Below are 16,183 nucleotides of genomic sequence, written 5' to 3'. Positions count from 1 at the left end.
GCCCCACCAAGCTTGTCCTGAGTCCCTCACCTTACCGCCCGGCGGCCTGTGGAACCGGCGCATCGGGCGGCCCGAGCCGAAGGTTTTGCGCAGGGTTGCCACTGGTCGGACGGCTTCGTCCAGCGCCGGTTCCCGTCGGGAGCCAGGAGACGGTCGCGGATGACGGCCGCTCGCCCCAGGGCGTACCGGGTACGAGGAACTGCCCGCGAGAGCCAGTAGTTCCCGAGTATTTCCAAGTAGTACCCAGAAAGAGACAGGTACGGCAGTTTCGTGAGAGTTCGCTGTGCTCTCCCTATCGTTGAAGGTGAGGGAAAAGCCCTACACCCCCTGTTCGCAGGGTCGTAGCTTCCCGGATCGACGCACTGCCTTCAACGCCGATAGCAGCAGATGGAGCCGTGCACCTACTCCATCAAGTCTGCGTGGTCCCCCTGAACGGGTCAGCGGCGTCGTGCTCTCGTGAGACTGGAGTACCCCCAACGCGCCGCCGACAGCCGGGTAACTGCGTGCAGTTGCCCGGTCACCCACCGTTCCGGGTCGCGGCCCGGCCGGCGTCGCCCTCAGCGATCCGGGCCCGTTCTTTTCTGAGATCGACCGCCATCCGATCAGCCGTCCGCCGCCACGGTGTCATTGCTGGTCGGGTTGTCCTGTTGACGTCCCGAAGCGCAGAGAAGGCCCGATTGAACCCGAGTACCGAAACACTCGACGAAGCAGCAGTGGAGCCCGCTCCCCTGCTGACCCCCATCCCTGAGGAATCCCCGGCTCCTGAGGTGGCTCCCAATCGAGGAGTCGAGACCGGCGGAGGCGTGTCGGAGGAGCAGGCCCGATCGATCCTTCCCGACTGGTCCCTGTGGGAGTGGATCGGTTACAGCACCATGATCGTGGTCGCGATCCTCCTGACCATCATCGCGGTCACCACCCTGTGGTGGATGCTTCACGCCTGGCGCTCCCGCGACAGCCTCCAGCGCACGGGATTCTCCAGGACACCGCGGCCGGCGGCCGAGTCCTTCACGCTCCTCGTACCGGGCAGGCACGAGGAGGAGGTCATGGGGCAGACCCTGGACAAACTGGCCCAGCAGGACCACCCGGACTTCGAGATCATCGCGATCGTCGGACATGACGATCCCGGCACGGAAGCGGTGGCCCGCGCCGCCGCGGACCGGCATCCGCACCTCATCAGGGTCGTCGTCGATTCCTCGGTCCCCAAGAACAAGCCGAAGGCCCTGAACCTCGCCCTGAAGTCGGCGCGCGGCTCGGTCATCGGGGTCTTCGACGCGGAGGACGACGTCCACCCGCGGCTCCTCTCGCTCGTCGACTCGCGCTTCACCGAGACCGGCGCCGACGTGGTGCAGGGTGGCGTGCAGCTCATGAACTTCGAGACCACCTGGTGGTCGCTGCGCAACGTGCTCGAGTACTACTTCTGGTTCCGCTCCCGGCTGCACTTCCACGCCAATGCCAAGTTCATCCCCCTCGGCGGGAACACCGTGTTCATCCGGCGCACCTGGCTCGAGTGGTCGGACGGCTGGGACGCCGACTGCCTCGCCGAGGACTGCGAGGTCGGTGTGCGGCTCTCCAGCCAGGGAGCCACGGTGGCCGTGGCGTACAGCCCCGAGGTCGTCACCCGGGAGGAGACGCCGGGCACGCTGAAGTCCCTGTTCAAGCAGCGGACACGATGGAACCAGGGGTTCCTGCAGGTGCTGGGCAAGGGCGAGTGGCGCAAGCTGCCCACCACCCGCCAGCGCCTGTTCGCCCGCTACATCCTGGCGATGCCCTTCCTGCAGGCCGCGACCGGCCTGCTCATCCCCGTCTCCATCGCCCTGGTGCTCTTCGCGAAGGTCCCCGTCATCGTCGCCCTGATCACGTTCCTCCCGCTCGGGCCCACCATCGTCACCCTGGCGGCCGAAGCGGCCGGACTCAGTGAGTTCGGGCGTCTCTACGGCAAGAAGGTGCGGGTCCGCGACTACGTCCGGCTCGTCCTCGGCACGTTCCCCTACCAGGTCTTCCTGGCCGCCGCCGCGGTCCGGGCGGTCTACCGCCAGCTCAAGGGCGAGAACTCCTGGGAGAAGACAGAGCACACCGGCGCACACCGCACGCCGACCGAAGCCCCGGCACACGAGCGCGAACTCGTGGGCGTTGCCGCCTCCTCCGCCGCCCCGCGCATCAGCACCCAGGGAGCCACCACATGACCAGCACCATCCACCGCTCCCCCACCGTGGAGCGCTCCTCGCCGCCGCCCGTCCGTCCGATCGAGCAGCCACCCGCCAGGCGATCGCGCCAGTCGGCCCGCCAGCGCTGGATGCGCGTCCACGGACGCGCGCCCCTCTTCCTCGTACCCGTGCTGCTCCTCGCCGGCGTCGTCCAGGCATGGAACATGGCAGGGTCTCCCCAGCGCATCGACGACGAGGGCACCTACGTGGCCCAGGCCTGGGCCATCGTGCACCTCGGCGAGTTGGCCCACTACACCTACTGGTACGACCATCCGCCCCTGGGGTGGATCCAGCTGGCCGGGTACGCCCAGCTCACCGGCGCCTTCGAGCGCTGGGACACCGCCGTGATGGCCGGCCGTGAGGCCGTCCTGGTGGCGACCGTCATCAGTGTCGGCCTGCTCTGGCTGCTCGGCCGCAGAATCGGCCTGAGCCGTACTGCTGCGTCGGGTGCCGCGCTCCTGTTCGCCCTGTCCCCGCTGGCCCTGCAGTTCCACCGCACCGTGTACCTGGACAACATCGCCACCCCGTGGCTCCTGGGTGCCCTGGTCCTCGCCACGAGCCGCAGGCACCAGCTGGCGGGATTCGTCAGCGCAGCAGTCATGTTCGGTGTCGCGGTGCTGACCAAGGAGACCTACCTCCTGGCCCTGCCGCTACTGGCCTTCGTCATGTACCGGTCCGCGTGGCCGGCTACCCGGCGCTACACGCTGGCGGTCGCGACGACGATGCTCGCACTGGTCGGCTTCGGATACATCCTGTTCGCGACGGTCAAGGGAGAACTGGTCCCCGGGCCGAACCGTGTCAGCCTGTTCGAGGGTGTGGTCTTCCAGCTCTCGTCCCGTGCGTCGAGCGGATCCCTCGCGGATCCCGAGAGCCAGCTCAGCCGGACCCTGGGCATGTGGTGGCAGCTGGACCCGGTGTTCATCGCGGCCGGCGCTGCCGCCGCGATCGCCGGTCTCTTCATCACCAGGCTGCGCCCGTATGCAGTGCTGGTGCTGGCCCTCGTGGCCTTCATGTTCCGGCCGGGCAGTTACCTGCCGGTGCCCTACATCATCATGCTCCTGCCGTTCGCCGCACTCCTGATCGCCGGTGTGGTCGGCAAGGCGGCCTCCGCGCTGCGACGCGGCTCGGGGGCCCACCGGGTCGCAGGCGGTGCCGTGGTGGCAGCCGCCGTGATCACCACCCTCGTCGCTGTCCCGCTCTGGGCCAACCAGCTCCGGGGCTTCCTGTTCTCGGACCTCGACGAGCCGACCGTCCAGGCACAGGCCTGGCTCGAGGCGCATGTCCCCGAGGAGGATCGGATGATCGTCGACGACGCCCTCTGGGTGGACCTCGTGCGCAGCGGCTTCGAGCGCGACAACGTGATCTGGTACTACAAGATGGACACCGACGCGGACGTGATGGATGCGTCGCCCAACGGGTGGCGGGATTCGGACTACATCGTCACCACCGATTCGATGCGCACCTCCGCGGAGCAGTTCCCGCAGGTCAACGGGGCGCTGACCAACTCCGCCGTCGTGGCGTCCTTCGGTGTGGGGTCGCAGCAGGTCGACGTGCGCCGCATCCACCCCGAGGGCATCGCCGCGCACACCGAGCAGGAGGACCAGCTGGCCGCACGCCGTGCCTCGCTGGGTGCCGAGCTCGTGCAGAACCCCACCCTCCGTCTCGACGACGACGCCCGGGCACAGCTGGTCTCGGGGCAGGTCGACACGCGGATCGTCGCGGCGCTCAGCCGCCGTGCCGCGCTCGACGACTCACTCTCCGTGTCCTTCCCTGCCGTAGCAGGCGAGGACGGGACGGTCCGCCGGCAGGTGCTGATCACCGAGGCCGACGGCGGGGCGCTGGCTCCGGGCACCGCTGCAGCTGCCGATCACCAGGCATGGTTCGAGAACCTCGGTGGTGCCTTCGCGGTGCAGTCGGCGGTCCAGACGGACACGGGCGTGCTCTCGACCTTCTCGGTCGACGCACCGACCGACGTCCTGCCCGCCCAGTGACCGCCCTCCGTACCGTCCCGGCTCCGGCCGCACCCATCCTTTCCCTCTACCGTTCAGGACGATCACTATGACCGCTCACACACAGGATTCCCCGGACCACGCCGCATCGGGCACGCAGCCGGCGGCGCGGACCACCCGCCTGCGCACCACCAGAGGGGTGCTCGCCGTCGTCGTCGCCGCGGCGATGTACGGCGCCGTCTCGGCCGCCCCGGCCGTGGCAGCCGAGGAGCCGCAGACATCCGGAGGCTGGGCGAGGGTCGCCCATCTCTCCCCCGACACCAAGACCGTCGACGTCGAGCTCACCGCCGTCGCCGGGGGTGAGGTCCTGTTCGAGCTGGAGGATGTGGCCTACGGGGACGTCTCCGAGTACCTCCGGCTGCCGGCCGGAACCTTCGTGGTGGACATGACGCCCGCGGACAGCGCTCCTGATACCGATCCGGCCCTGAGCCAGCTCATTACCGTCCAGGAGAACCAGCCGGTCACCCTCGCTGTGCTGGGGAAGAACGCGGATCTGACGGCCAAGGTCATCGTCGACGACCTCACCGCGCCCGAGGACGGCCGGGCCCGAATCCGTGTCCTCCAGGCGAGCACTCTCGCCGAGACAGTGGACATCCAGACCATCATGGGCGACCCGATCGCGGTCGGCGCGAAGAGTGGACAGGTCACCGGCTATGCGACGGTCGACGCAGGCCCGTGGGAACTGCAGCTCTTCAAGAACGGAGACCGCAGCCTGGCGAGCGTCGATCTCCTCCCCGGCAGCGTGAACACGCTGCTCGTGCTCGACAACGCGTCCGGTGGACTCACGATCAAGCCCATCTCCGACAGCGCCACGGTCACCGACACCCCCGTGGGCGGCACCAACACCGGATCCGCGCCCCTCTCTGCGGGTCCCCGGGACAGCGCTGCAACCGGTTCCGCAAGTCCGTGGCACGTCGTGCCTCTCGTCGCGGCCGGCCTGGCCGCCGTCGTCGTCGTGGCGCGCGGTGCATCGCAGGGGCTCCTGCCGGTACCCGTCCGGCGCCGCCCGTGAGACGAGGGACCTTGGCGTGGATCATCGCGTGCGGTACGGCGGCACTCGCGGCCACGGTCGTGATCGCGCTCTGGTCCACCGGCCTGCTCCCGTTCACCAGGAGCCCGACGCCGGAGACCACCGATGACGGCCCGGTCGCGGAGGACATCCTGACCGCCGAGGAAGCGGCAACGGACTTCCTGGACAAGTGGGTCGACGACGACGGCCGCGTGGTACGCCGGGACCAGGGCGGGGATACTGTCAGCGAAGGCCAGGCGTACGGCCTGCTCATCGCCCTCGGCGCCGACGACGAGGAGGGCTTCGAGTCCATCTGGCGATGGACGCAGACCAACCTGATGCGCGACGACGGCCTGCTCGCCTGGCGATGGCAGGACGGCGGGATCGTGGACAGCGAACCGGCGTCCGACGCCGACGTCGATGCGGCGCGGGCCCTGGTGCTGGCCGGAACCCACTTCGACCGTCCGGAATTCACCGAAGCGGGCAACTCGCTGGCGGGAGCGATCATGGACTCCATGACGGCGCCCACTCCCCTGGGGCGGATACTGCTCCCCGGGGTCTGGGCTGCCACCGGCCCCGACTACCCCTACAACCCGTCCTACGCATCACCCGTCGCCTTCGGTATCCTTGCCGACAGCACCGGGGACGAACGGTGGACGGAGCTGGTGACGGGCGGCACGGAAGTCACGGCCGCGCTCCTGGCGAAGAGTCCGCTGCCACCGGACTGGGCGCAGGTCACGGCAGCGGGAGCGGTCAACGCCATGCCGGGCGCCACGGGGATGGACCAGGACGTGCGCTACAGCTACGACGCCGCCCGCTTGCCCATCCGCTTCGCCGAGTCGTGCCGCGACGAGGACCGGCAACTCGCCGCACAGCTGGTCCAACCGCTGACGCGGGGCGACCAGCTGCCGGCGGCGCTCGATCTCGGCGGGACTGCCCTCAACACCGACGAGCATCCCCTCGCATACCTGGCCCGGGCGGCCGCCTCCGCGTCGGCAGGAGATACGTCCACCTCCGCCGAGGACCTCGACAGGGCCAGCCGGCTGGCGCAGCAGTACAGCACCTACTACGGCGCCGCATGGACCGCACTCGGGCGGCTCATGCTCGAGACCGACACCCTCGGTGGTTGCCCACCGCTGGAAAACTGACCCGTTGCGGCGGACACGAAGGAACCAGGTACCTCCCTTGACATCGAAGAACAGCCGGATCTCCCTGCGGACTGCCACGTGCCTGCTGGGGGCAGCACTGCTCGTGGGTGGCTGCGCGGCTCCCTCCACACCCGAGGGCGGGCAACCCGACAGCCCGGCTCCCGATCCCTCCGCGGCCCTGGCGGCGTCCGCCGGGAAGATCCAGGATCCCTCGGCGCCGGCTGATACTGCTGTCTCCCCCGAGGCGGCACCCGTGCGGATCAGGATCCCCGCCATCGACGTCGACGCTCCGCTGGAGGTGCTGTCCCTGGACGCCGCCGCCGAACTGCAGCCGCCTGTCGACTGGCAGGCGGCGGGCTGGTACGACCGCAGTCCCGTCCCGGGAGTACGCGGTCCGTCCGTCATCGCAGGACACCTCACCGCCCCCGACGGGCCGGCCGTCTTCGTGGATCTCGGGAACCTCGAGCCCGGGGACACGGTGACCGTCACCCAGGCGGACGGGAGCACCGACGACTTCGCCGTTAACCGCACCATCTCCGCCGAACGTACGGACTCCTTCCCCACCGAGGAGATCTACGGACCCACACCGGATGCCCAGCTCCGGCTCATCACGTGCGACGGCGAGTACGACCCAGCACGCGGGCACTGGACGCGCAACATGATCGTGTTCGCCACGGCGCTGCCGGAGTAGCACCACCGTGCCGTACCCGTCGGCCAGCGTTCATCGAGCGTTAAGGCCTGCTCATCCTTTGCCCGGGCAGGACTTCTTCCTGCCCACCTAGAGTCGCTCACGTCTGGGTGGCTCTCGGAAGGGGAATCAGCGTGCGCGTTTCGGTGATCGGTTGCGGCTATCTGGGGGCGGTCCACGCCGCGTGCATGGCGAAGCTGGGCCATGAGGTGGTCGGTATCGACGTGGACCCGTGGAAGATCGGCGAGTTGCAGGCCGGTCGCGTCCCGTTCTTCGAACCGGGCCTGCCCGAACTCCTCGAGGAGGTCCTGGCGGCCGGGCGACTGAAGTTCAGCACCGAGATGGCCGACGCCCAGGGCGCCGAGGTGCACTTCCTGTGCGTGGGCACCCCGCAGCGCAAGGGCGAGTACGCCGCGGACCTTCGCCACGTGGACGGCGCCTTCGCCGCGCTGCTGGACTCGCTCGAGCCGGGCAATGTGGTGGTCGGCAAATCCACGGTCCCCGTCGGGACGGCTGCGCGGCTGGCCGAGGACCTCGCCGGGCGGCACCCGGACGCCGTGCTGGCGTGGAATCCCGAGTTCCTGCGCGAGGGCTTCGCGGTCAAGGACACGCTCGCACCGGACCGTTTCGTCTACGGGGTGCCCGACGGTGGGCCCGGTGAGCGGGCCACCGCCGTCCTCGACGAGGTGTACTTCGCTCCGCTGGCCCTGGGTACCCGACGCCTGGTGACCGACTACGCCACCGCCGAGCTGGTGAAGGCTGCCGCGAACTCCTTCCTGGCCACGAAGATCTCCTTCATCAACGCCATGGCGGAGGTCTGCGAGGTCACCGGCGCTGATGTCACAGTGCTGGCCGACGCGATCGGCATGGACGAGCGGATCGGCCGTCGATTCCTCAACGCCGGCATCGGCTTCGGCGGCGGCTGCCTGCCCAAGGACATCCGGGCCTTCATGGCCCGCGCGGGCGAGCTCGGAGCGGATCAGGCCCTGACCTTTTTGCGGGAGGTCGACGACATCAATGTGCGACGACGGATGCGGGCCGTGGAACTGACGCGCACCCTGCTCGGCGGTTCCCTGCTGGGCAAGCGCATCACCGTGCTGGGCGCGGCGTTCAAACCCGACAGCGACGACGTCCGCGACTCCCCCGCCCTCAACATCGCCGCCCAACTCCAACTCCAGGGCGCCGCCGTGACGGTCACCGACCCGCAGGCCATCGACGGCGCTCAGGTCCGCTTTCCCGAACTGGCCTACGAGCGAGACCTCGAAGAAGCGATGACCGATGCCGACGCACTGCTCCTGCTGACGGAATGGGAGGAGTACAAAGGCCTCGCTCCCGAGCACGCGGCCAGACTGGTCCGGGCCAGGAACATCCTCGACGGACGCAACGTCCTTGACAGCAGTGCCTGGCGCACAGCCGGCTGGAACTACAAGGGAATCGGGCGCTCCTGAGTGATCCTGCGGCGACCAGGACATGGGTCGACGTGGATCCGGCTGGCGCATACTGGTACCTCACGCCGCTTCAGCCGATAGGACTATTCTGAGCACTGCAGCGACTCCGTCCACGCCACCCCGATCCATTGTCGGCGCGCTGTGCGCATTGTGGCTCGTGGCGGTTGTGCTCATCGTCCTGTGGCCGACGCCGGTGGACCGCGGCGGGGCCGACATCCTGCGGCGAGCGCTGAACTTCCTGCACGAGCGAGGACTGCCGACATTCGTCACGTACGGCGTCTTGGAGTTCGCGGCCAATATCCTGATGTTCGTTCCGCTGGGTCTGTTCTGGTTCCTGCTGACTCCGCCTCGCCTGCGCTGGTGGGCCCCCGCCGTGGGCTTCGCCCTCTCCACGCTCATCGAGGCCACGCAGTTCCTACTGATCCCCCAGCGCTTTGCTACCCCGTACGACGTTGTCGCCAACACCCTCGGCACGCTGGTTGGTGCCGTTGCGGCATGGATTCTGCTTGCCGTGCAATGCCATCGCCGGTCGCCCTAGGGCACGACTCTGCGGACACCATCGATGATGTTGAGCCCAGCGTTCCTGCGACTGCAACGCGAATTCGGTGTGGCGCTGGATTCGGAAAGCCTATGCCGGGGCGTGAAATTTTTGCTGCGCGGCTAACAGGCCGTCGCGGATCATGAGTTCGAGGGCGTCCGCGGCGTCGTCGAGCAGGAACGGCAATTCTTTCTTCTCGACCGTGCCGAAATCCTTGAGCACGAAGTCCGCAGTGTCTTGACGTCCGGGCGGGCGTCCGACGCCGACGCGGACCCGGTAGTAGTCCTTCGTGCCGAGGGCTTTGCTGATGTCCCGCAGGCCGTTGTGTCCGCCCTCCCCACCTCCGAGCTTGAGCTTCACGGTGTTGAAGGGGATGTCGATCTCGTCGTGCACGGCGATCACGTGATCGGGTAAGACGTTATGGAAGCGTGCGAGCGCGGAAACCGGACCGCCCGTGGTGTTCATATAGGTGAGCGGCTTCGCCAGGACCAGGCGGGGACCGCCGATACCCAGACGCCCCTCGAGCGTAACGGCCTGCGCCTTCGAGGAGGTGAAACGGCCACCCATTCGGCCGGCAAGCAGGTCGAGGACCATCTGACCCACGTTGTGACGGTTGCCCGCGTAGCCGGGCCCGGGATTCCCGAGCCCGACTACGAGCCAGGTGTCAGTGGACACCGGTCCTGCTTACTGCTCGTCGGCGTCGGTGACGACGGCGTCTGCGTCAGCGTCCTCCGCGGTAGCGCCTTCGGAGGTGCCCTCTACGTCGGCGTCAGTCTCGGGCGTCTCGCCGAGGTCCTGCTCTTCCTCGGCGGCCAGGTTGACGATCAGCGTGTCAGCCTCGACCAGGAGGGTGACGCCCTGGGGCAGGACGATGTCGGAAGCCAGGACGTGCTGTCCGACCTCGCGGCCCTCGATGCTGACGGTGAGGGTCTCGGGCAGGTGCGTCGCCTCGGCCTCGACGAGGACCGTGTTGGACTCGAGGTTGGGAACGGCGTCGGCGGCGGGCTCGCCTTCAACGTGGATGGCGACGTCCACCTGGACCTTTTCGCCGCGGCGGACGGTCAGGAGGTCGAGGTGCTGGACGATGCGCTTGAGCTGGTTGCGCTGGATGTCCTTCACGAGGGCCAGGTGGTCCTGGCCGTCGATCTCGAGCGTCAGCAGCGCATTCGGGGTGCGGACGGCCAGCGTGGTCGCCTTGGCGGGCAGCAGGACGTGGATGGGGTCCGCGCCGTGCCCGTAGACGACGGCGGGGATCATGTTGGCACGGCGGGCCTGGCGGGCCGAACCCTTGCCGAATTCGGTGCGGACGTGGGCTGGGAGCCTCTGCTCGGACATGGTTTCTCCTGAACGGTTGCGGCTCGCCGCGCTTTGCGTGAGCACTGGGACGTTGCCGGCGGAGGGAACACACGAGTGGGGCAGTCGTCTAGAAACCAGTTGAGTCGCTAGCCACCGTCGATCACGGAGTACGGCCGGATAGTCGTTCTTCCGGCCTGCTCCCTCGCCTAGGCATCGCGTTCAATGATACAGGAGCGCCGACGGTTGGCTGACCCACAGGCTTGCATTGCGCTGACAAAGCCACCTCCGTCGCCCATCTGACATTATTGAAGGACTTTCCGTGAAAACTGCGCCGCTCCCCGCCCTCGATGCGGGTGGCCGCAGCGCATTTAGCGGCGTAGCCCTTAGCAGTGGCGCTCATCGTCTGGTCGTTGATGCCGGGCCGAGCCAATGGTGGGGATGGACCTTCGCTGCTCATCGAATGCGCTCTGGCGGTCTTGCTGCCGCAACGGGTCAGAATGCCACACGACCCGCCTGTAAACACTTTTGGGCGCTGATCGGCACCGTACTAGCGTGAGCCCTTGTCCAGGCTCTCTGCCTCGGGCGCGCCTAAGATTCAAGCTATCACTGCGGCAGACTTCTATATCCATCTGAGCCCCCGATGCGCAGCGATCGAATGGACAGGGTTCTGCGCGCTTCCTCGTTCGAAGCGCGAGAGGCCGCAGCGCAACAGTAATTGGACCTGCCCTACATTCAGCGGCGCTGGCACTGTTAGCGCTCACCAAAATAGCGACTCGCCCCATGAGCGCCGGAGATCGTTCTATGTCCAAGCGCCATGAGTACCACCGCGAACACGGCCTTGAGCACATCCAGCCAATACAGGCCGGATACGAACGATCGCGACTGGAGAGCTGTCGCGTACTCGGTCCACGAATCTGTAGTCCCGTCGTCAACCAGAGGAGTTCCGCACCACTCCACCTGCCGACGAGCACACATGAACCTGCAGCAAGTCGTTCGACATAGATCTCAGTAAGGCCGATGCCATCCCTGATGTACCAAACTTCGGGAATCAGACGAACACAGCTAGTTGACCCAGCAACATGCCGCTGATTCGTGTGATCGAAGAACATCCTCCATCGGCGCCATATAGTGAGCTCCGAGGCATGGCGGACAGCCAACGGGAACTTCGACAGAATTGGCAAACCAATGGGCACCACGGCAACTGATGCTCGGGCGACGCCCGACACCCACCCATTACGCATCCTCACGGTATGTACTGGCAACATCTGTCGGTCCCCACTTGCGGAACGCCTTCTCCAAGCCGGGCTCGACGAGCGACGGCCAGGACAGATCGTAGTCGAGAGCGCGGGCACCGGTGCTCTCGTTGGTGAACCCATCGATCCGCGAGTTGCCGGCTACATCCGACTACTTGGCGGCACGGCAGAAAACTTCTCCGCCAAACAACTAACGCCAGAAGTCCTCGCGCGCCAAGACCTAGTCCTTGCCCTAACCCGGGACCACCGTAAAAAAGTGGTAGAGATGGCACCCGCTATGTTGCGCAAAACTTTCACATTGCTGGAATATGCAAGACTCATCTCGACTGCAGACCTGGGAAAGGCGCCAACTGGACACAATGAATGGCTCGGCATAAACACGCGACTGATGCGCCTTCGGGTTGCGCCCAACGGCGACGGCACCGAAGACGATGTCGCGGATCCTTACCGAAGGAAGGATTCCGTCTATCAAGATGCGGCACGACTCATAGCACCCGCCGTAGACAGAATCGTCTCACAGTTCTAACCTCCCTAGTGATAATGGCATTGAACAAAGAAGGTCTCAAGTTGGAAGCAAACCCACGACGAATCATCCCGCTCAAACTAGCGCCCGGAGAAAGAGTCTCGTGGTCCCGGCCTAAACTAGTCATTTATCTGTGGGCGATAGTAGAACTAGTTTTTATTACCAATCCCGTACAAATCAGTAGTCGAGTCAGGGTTGCGGCCTTGCGGGCGTTCGGCGCCAAAATCGGGAAAGGGGTTATCTTTCGCCCGCGCACACGCGTACTTTTCCCTTGGAACCTCGAGATTGGCGACGACTGCTGGATTGGCGATAGCGTTTGGTTTCACAACCAAAACAAAATTCTGATAGGCAATGACGCTGTGATCTCTCAGGCAAGTTTTCTAACCACGGGAAGCCACTCCCACCGAACTGACATGGGACTAGTATCGAGGCCTATTTCGATTCACGACGGTGTTTGGATCACTTCACAAGCCATCATCCTTGGCGGCTCAGTGATCGAGTCAAATGCCCTAATCACGCCGGGCGCTGTAGTCTCAGGCAGCGTCCCAAGCGGCATGCGGTTCGGCCCTCTCCCCTCCAGCGTCCTTGGCCCACGATTTTAAAGCCGAAAGAGAAGAAGCAGAGATGAAAGCAATACTTCTAGACCCTTCTGTAAAATCAGAAAATATCGGAGATTCGATAATACGACAAAGCATCTTAAGGCGCCTTCCGCCTACTCTAGAGGTCACCGAATCCCTTCCGACTCAAGTCGCCCTCACTAGGGCGCAAAATAAGATAGCAAGAAAGCACTCCCTCGCACTGGTCGGGGGAACCAATTTACTCTCTTCCAACATGCCTTGGTATAGACAGTGGAAAATTGATCCCCGCAGCGCTAAGGCCTTGAACGGCAAGGTCGTGCTAATGGGCGTCGGCTGGTGGCAATACCAAAAAGATCCAAACTATTTTACGAGAAGAATTCTGCGTCAGGTCCTCTCTCCCACCATGGTCCACTCAGTCCGGGACGAATATACAAAGACAAAACTGGCGGGATTAGGATTTCGCGTGGCCAACACCTCTTGCCCAACTCTGTGGGGCCTCAAAGCCGTTTCACCGGACTCGCAACGTCCTGCATGCTGCGTCGTTACTCTAACTGATTACAACAAAAACCTTGTTGAGGATCAATGGCTAATCGACTCGGCCCGTGATCACTATGAAGAGGTCTATGTCTGGCCACAATCAACCCGAGATGAAACCTATGCCAAGCAACTCTCCGGCGACTTCAAACTGCTGTCGCCGACACTATCGGCTTATGAGGCGCTCATAAAGTCGCGAGTAATCGATTACGTCGGCACAAGGCTTCATGGTGGCGTCCGAGCCTTCCAGGAGGGCCAGTGGGGACTCATCGTGGCGGTGGACAACCGAGCAACAGAGATCAGCCGGGATACCGGGCTGCCGGTCTACCAGCGCGGGGATCGAGCGGCAATCTCTGACGCACTCGCGGAACGACGCTCCTACCCGATCAGGCTTCCGGAACAAGCCATCCGCTCCTGGCTAAACCAGTTCGACCGAGGATCCGAACCAGGGTCAGCACGAGCCAACGATGCGGCCGTGTAGGTGAAGAGAAGGCCAACCGACAGCACACTACCGTGGCCTTCTTCTAGGGCCCACATTTCTGACACCAGCTTCCTTGACGGAATACGCGGCGCCGCGGTTCTGAGCGTGGTCGTTTTCCACCTCGCTATATATACGGGAACGTCGAGCGACAGGGATCAGTACGGCGCATTGGTGGCCCTGACGAAATATGGATACCTCGGCGTGGCCGTCTTCATAGTTGTGTCAGGTTTCGTACTGATGTATCCGATGGCCAGAAGCCACACCCTTGATCTCCCGCGAGGTACCCTAGAGTTCTACAAACGGAGAGCGCGACGGATCCTGCCCCCGTATTATGCGGCATTGATTCTAAGCATTGGCCTCATCTGGGCAGTTCCGGCACTTCAAAGCCCTTCTAATACTGCCTGGGACACAAAAATACCGGTAACGCCGAGCGGTATTAGCTCGCATCTTCTACTTCTGCATGACCTCAGCCCTGCTTGGGTTAGTCAAATAAACGGCCCCCTATGGAGCGTGGCGGTTGAACTCCATTTGTATCTCATTATGCCTTTGGTGCTCTTACCTCTTTGGAGGCGGATAAATTCCTTTGTCATCGTGGGACTACTCGGTTTGTTGAGCCTCAGTTTTACAGTGATCGACTTCGCAACATGGGCCCACCCATGGCTCATTCTGCTGTTTGCTGCGGGAATGCTGGCCTCGCAGATAGCCACTGGCGCAGTCAAAGCTCCACTACTCAAGCCGTCGGTTATCCTCACGGCTGGCGTCGTAACTATGGCACTCGCATTGTTTCACGAGAAGTTCACAAGCGAGATTGCCCTGTCAGAAATACTTTTCGGGATGCTGACCGCGGGAGCAATTGCATGGGGCTGCAGAGACGCCCTCAACGGACAGGCCAATCGCTTTACCGCCATGCTGAAGACGAAATGTCTCATGTACCTTGGCAGTCGCTCATACAGTATCTACCTGACGCACAGTCCAATATTCGCCACTGGAAATTTGCTACTCCTCAATACGTCAATCAATCCAGGCATTCATGTCTTGCTAATGTTCCTAGTTGTACTGCCCGCAGCTCTGCTGTTCGGCGAAGTATTCTATCGACTTATCGAGCGCCGGTTCATGACAACGCACCAAATTTCAGTTCGGACGACAGCCTAGGTTCGTAACCGAATAGATTTTTCTACCAGCACTATAGACACGCAGGAGATCATTCCAGCCATCACTAGAGCCCAAATAACAGACCAAAAACCGCCAGGTCCAATCCAGAGAACCAGCGCCGCGTTCGCGGCCACTGCTACGAGCACGTAGGCGCACACCGGGATTAGTTTTCTGACAAACATTCGAAATATGTCTGGCCCGGTGTTCCACCACAGGATTACAGTAGAAATCGGAGCCACGAAACACGAACTGGCTATCATTGCGGCCGACAACCCTCCCACCGCTGCACCCAAACCAACTGAGGCCAACAGCGCGAGTTGCAAATATGAGTCAATGCGAAGCCTTCTATTATCCCTTCTCGCAACGAGCAGCCAGCGAGCCGGCATTGAAAGGATTGATGACACCGCTAGGCCGACGGACAGCAACATGAGCTCGCCTGCTGGTTCCCATCCGGGACCTAGCAATGTCGGGACCAAAGTCGGGCCGATGACAGAGATCATCACGGTACCCGGAAGCAGTGCACTAATTGTCCGGCTCGATATGTTGCGGACTCGTGCCCCTTCGTCGATCTTGCTCTCTGCAAAGTCTCGAATTGCCGTGGGGGTGAGGGCCATTTGAGCTTGTTGCACCGGGCCAATGGCGAACGAGAATGCTCGGGAGTACTGGGCGAGACTAGTGGGACCCAAGATTACACTGATCAACAAATTATCGGCCGTTCTGGACAGAAAGTTGAAGAGTTGGCTTTGGTACGTCCCGCTAATTTGCTTCCAGTAACGGGACCACGCGCCGTCAACCTTCGAGGTCCGCTCGTCGCCTTTCGTCGGCAAAGCGGGCGCGAAGGCATACTGAAGCAGAACTAGCCGCAGTGCTGCCAGGAGCACCGAACTTGATGCCGCCGCAGCAATGCTGTGAGTGCCCGACACCAAGAGGACAGCGCCTGTGTTGGCGGCAACGGCAGCAAACGCGTCCGTGGCTGCAACAACCCTTAACTCCCCAGATCCTAGAAGGAACGCCCGCGGAACCATACTTGCGACTGTCAGAGGAATAGAGCAAGCCAGTAGCCAACACGCGAAGAGCAGATCGGGCGAATCGATTAGAGTTGTTGCTACCACCGCAGCAGTAGCTGCCCCGCCCGCTGAGATGTATAACGAGTTCCGACGCCACGATCTCCAGTGATCAAGGTGGCCGGGAGTCTTCGTAAGAATGGCTTGCGCTACACACGAGTCGAGGACGATACCAACTATCGCAGCGACGGTAAGCGCTGTAAAATAAAGGCCAAATTCGGATGGTCCGAGCATACGCGCGATCGCAGTTGCGGCTGA

Annotated in this window: 13 protein-coding genes; 10 read left to right on the top strand and 3 right to left on the bottom strand. The window is 63.9% G+C overall.

Features of this window, described 5'->3' with window-relative positions; all coding sequences use genetic code 11:
• The first annotated feature begins 677 nt into the window (after positions 1–677).
• The 7 genes from ACX80N_RS13210 to ACX80N_RS13180 all read left to right on the top strand — a co-directional run bounded on the left by ACX80N_RS13210 (position 678) and on the right by ACX80N_RS13180 (position 9,044).
• The gene (locus ACX80N_RS13210; protein ID WP_459339765.1) at positions 678–2,183 is read left to right on the top strand and encodes a glycosyltransferase family 2 protein; all 1,506 of its coding nucleotides are present in this window, start codon (positions 678–680) and stop codon (positions 2,181–2,183) included.
• Positions 2,180–4,195 carry an ArnT family glycosyltransferase gene (locus ACX80N_RS13205; RefSeq protein ID WP_459339764.1) on the top strand — a complete coding sequence of 672 codons (2,016 nt, stop codon included), beginning with the start codon at positions 2,180–2,182 and terminating at the stop codon, positions 4,193–4,195. Before ACX80N_RS13210 ends, ACX80N_RS13205 begins: the two co-directional genes overlap by 4 nt.
• 67 nt (positions 4,196–4,262) lie before the next feature.
• Complete coding sequence (locus tag ACX80N_RS13200) at positions 4,263–5,225, top strand: DUF4397 domain-containing protein (RefSeq protein ID WP_459339763.1); 963 nt, start codon at positions 4,263–4,265, stop codon at positions 5,223–5,225.
• 11 nt (positions 5,226–5,236) lie between these two features.
• Complete coding sequence (locus ACX80N_RS13195) at positions 5,237–6,370, top strand: glycosyl hydrolase family 8 (RefSeq protein ID WP_459339762.1); 1,134 nt, start codon at positions 5,237–5,239, stop codon at positions 6,368–6,370.
• Positions 6,371–6,407: 37 nt separating this feature from the next.
• Entirely contained in the window at positions 6,408–7,061 is a 654-nt protein-coding gene (locus ACX80N_RS13190; RefSeq protein ID WP_459339761.1) for a sortase domain-containing protein, read from the top strand.
• A 131-nt stretch (positions 7,062–7,192) separates the two neighbouring features.
• A complete protein-coding gene (locus ACX80N_RS13185; protein WP_459339760.1) occupies positions 7,193–8,506 on the top strand; it encodes a UDP-glucose dehydrogenase family protein in 1,314 nt (437 codons plus the stop codon).
• A 157-nt stretch (positions 8,507–8,663) separates the two neighbouring features.
• Complete coding sequence (locus ACX80N_RS13180) at positions 8,664–9,044, top strand: VanZ family protein (RefSeq protein WP_459339759.1); 381 nt, start codon at positions 8,664–8,666, stop codon at positions 9,042–9,044.
• A gap of 90 nt (positions 9,045–9,134) precedes the next feature.
• Here ACX80N_RS13180 and pth read toward each other — a convergent pair whose 3' ends face one another.
• On the bottom strand, positions 9,135–9,719 hold the full coding sequence (pth, locus tag ACX80N_RS13175) for an aminoacyl-tRNA hydrolase (RefSeq protein WP_459339758.1): 585 nt from the start codon (positions 9,717–9,719) through the stop codon (positions 9,135–9,137).
• Between the two features lie 9 nt (positions 9,720–9,728).
• Entirely contained in the window at positions 9,729–10,379 is a 651-nt protein-coding gene (locus tag ACX80N_RS13170) for a 50S ribosomal protein L25/general stress protein Ctc (RefSeq protein ID WP_459339757.1), read from the bottom strand.
• 1,146 nt (positions 10,380–11,525) lie between these two features.
• Here ACX80N_RS13170 and ACX80N_RS13165 point away from each other — a divergent pair.
• The 3 genes from ACX80N_RS13165 (at position 11,526) to ACX80N_RS13155 (ending at position 14,861) form a co-directional block, all read left to right on the top strand.
• Entirely contained in the window at positions 11,526–12,119 is a 594-nt protein-coding gene (locus ACX80N_RS13165; RefSeq protein WP_459339756.1) for an arsenate reductase/protein-tyrosine-phosphatase family protein, read from the top strand.
• A 582-nt stretch (positions 12,120–12,701) separates the two neighbouring features.
• On the top strand, positions 12,702–13,709 hold the full coding sequence (locus ACX80N_RS13160; protein ID WP_459339755.1) for a polysaccharide pyruvyl transferase family protein: 1,008 nt from the start codon (positions 12,702–12,704) through the stop codon (positions 13,707–13,709).
• Positions 13,710–14,861, top strand: coding sequence for an acyltransferase family protein (locus ACX80N_RS13155; RefSeq protein WP_459339754.1), 1,152 nt, complete (start codon positions 13,710–13,712; stop codon positions 14,859–14,861).
• Here the strand turns inward: ACX80N_RS13155 and ACX80N_RS13150 are convergent.
• Positions 14,858–16,159, bottom strand: coding sequence for an oligosaccharide flippase family protein (locus ACX80N_RS13150; RefSeq protein WP_459339860.1), 1,302 nt, complete (start codon positions 16,157–16,159; stop codon positions 14,858–14,860). The genes ACX80N_RS13155 and ACX80N_RS13150 overlap by 4 nt on opposite strands.
• Positions 16,160–16,183: the final 24 nt, after the last annotated feature.

It is taken from the genome of Arthrobacter sp. MDT2-16 (assembly GCF_054510925.1).
This window is presented reverse-complemented; position numbering and strand designations above follow the sequence as displayed.

Coding starts and splice junctions, on each gene's coding strand:
- ACX80N_RS13205 (WP_459339764.1), top strand. CDS start 2,180: ATGACCAGCACCATCCACCGCTCCCCCACCGTGGAGCGCTCCTCGCCG.
- ACX80N_RS13200 (WP_459339763.1), top strand. CDS start 4,263: ATGACCGCTCACACACAGGATTCCCCGGACCACGCCGCATCGGGCACG.
- ACX80N_RS13170 (WP_459339757.1), bottom strand. CDS start 10,379: ATGTCCGAGCAGAGGCTCCCAGCCCACGTCCGCACCGAATTCGGCAAG.
- ACX80N_RS13165 (WP_459339756.1), top strand. CDS start 11,526: ATGGGCACCACGGCAACTGATGCTCGGGCGACGCCCGACACCCACCCA.
- ACX80N_RS13150 (WP_459339860.1), bottom strand. CDS start 16,159: ATGCTCGGACCATCCGAATTTGGCCTTTATTTTACAGCGCTTACCGTC.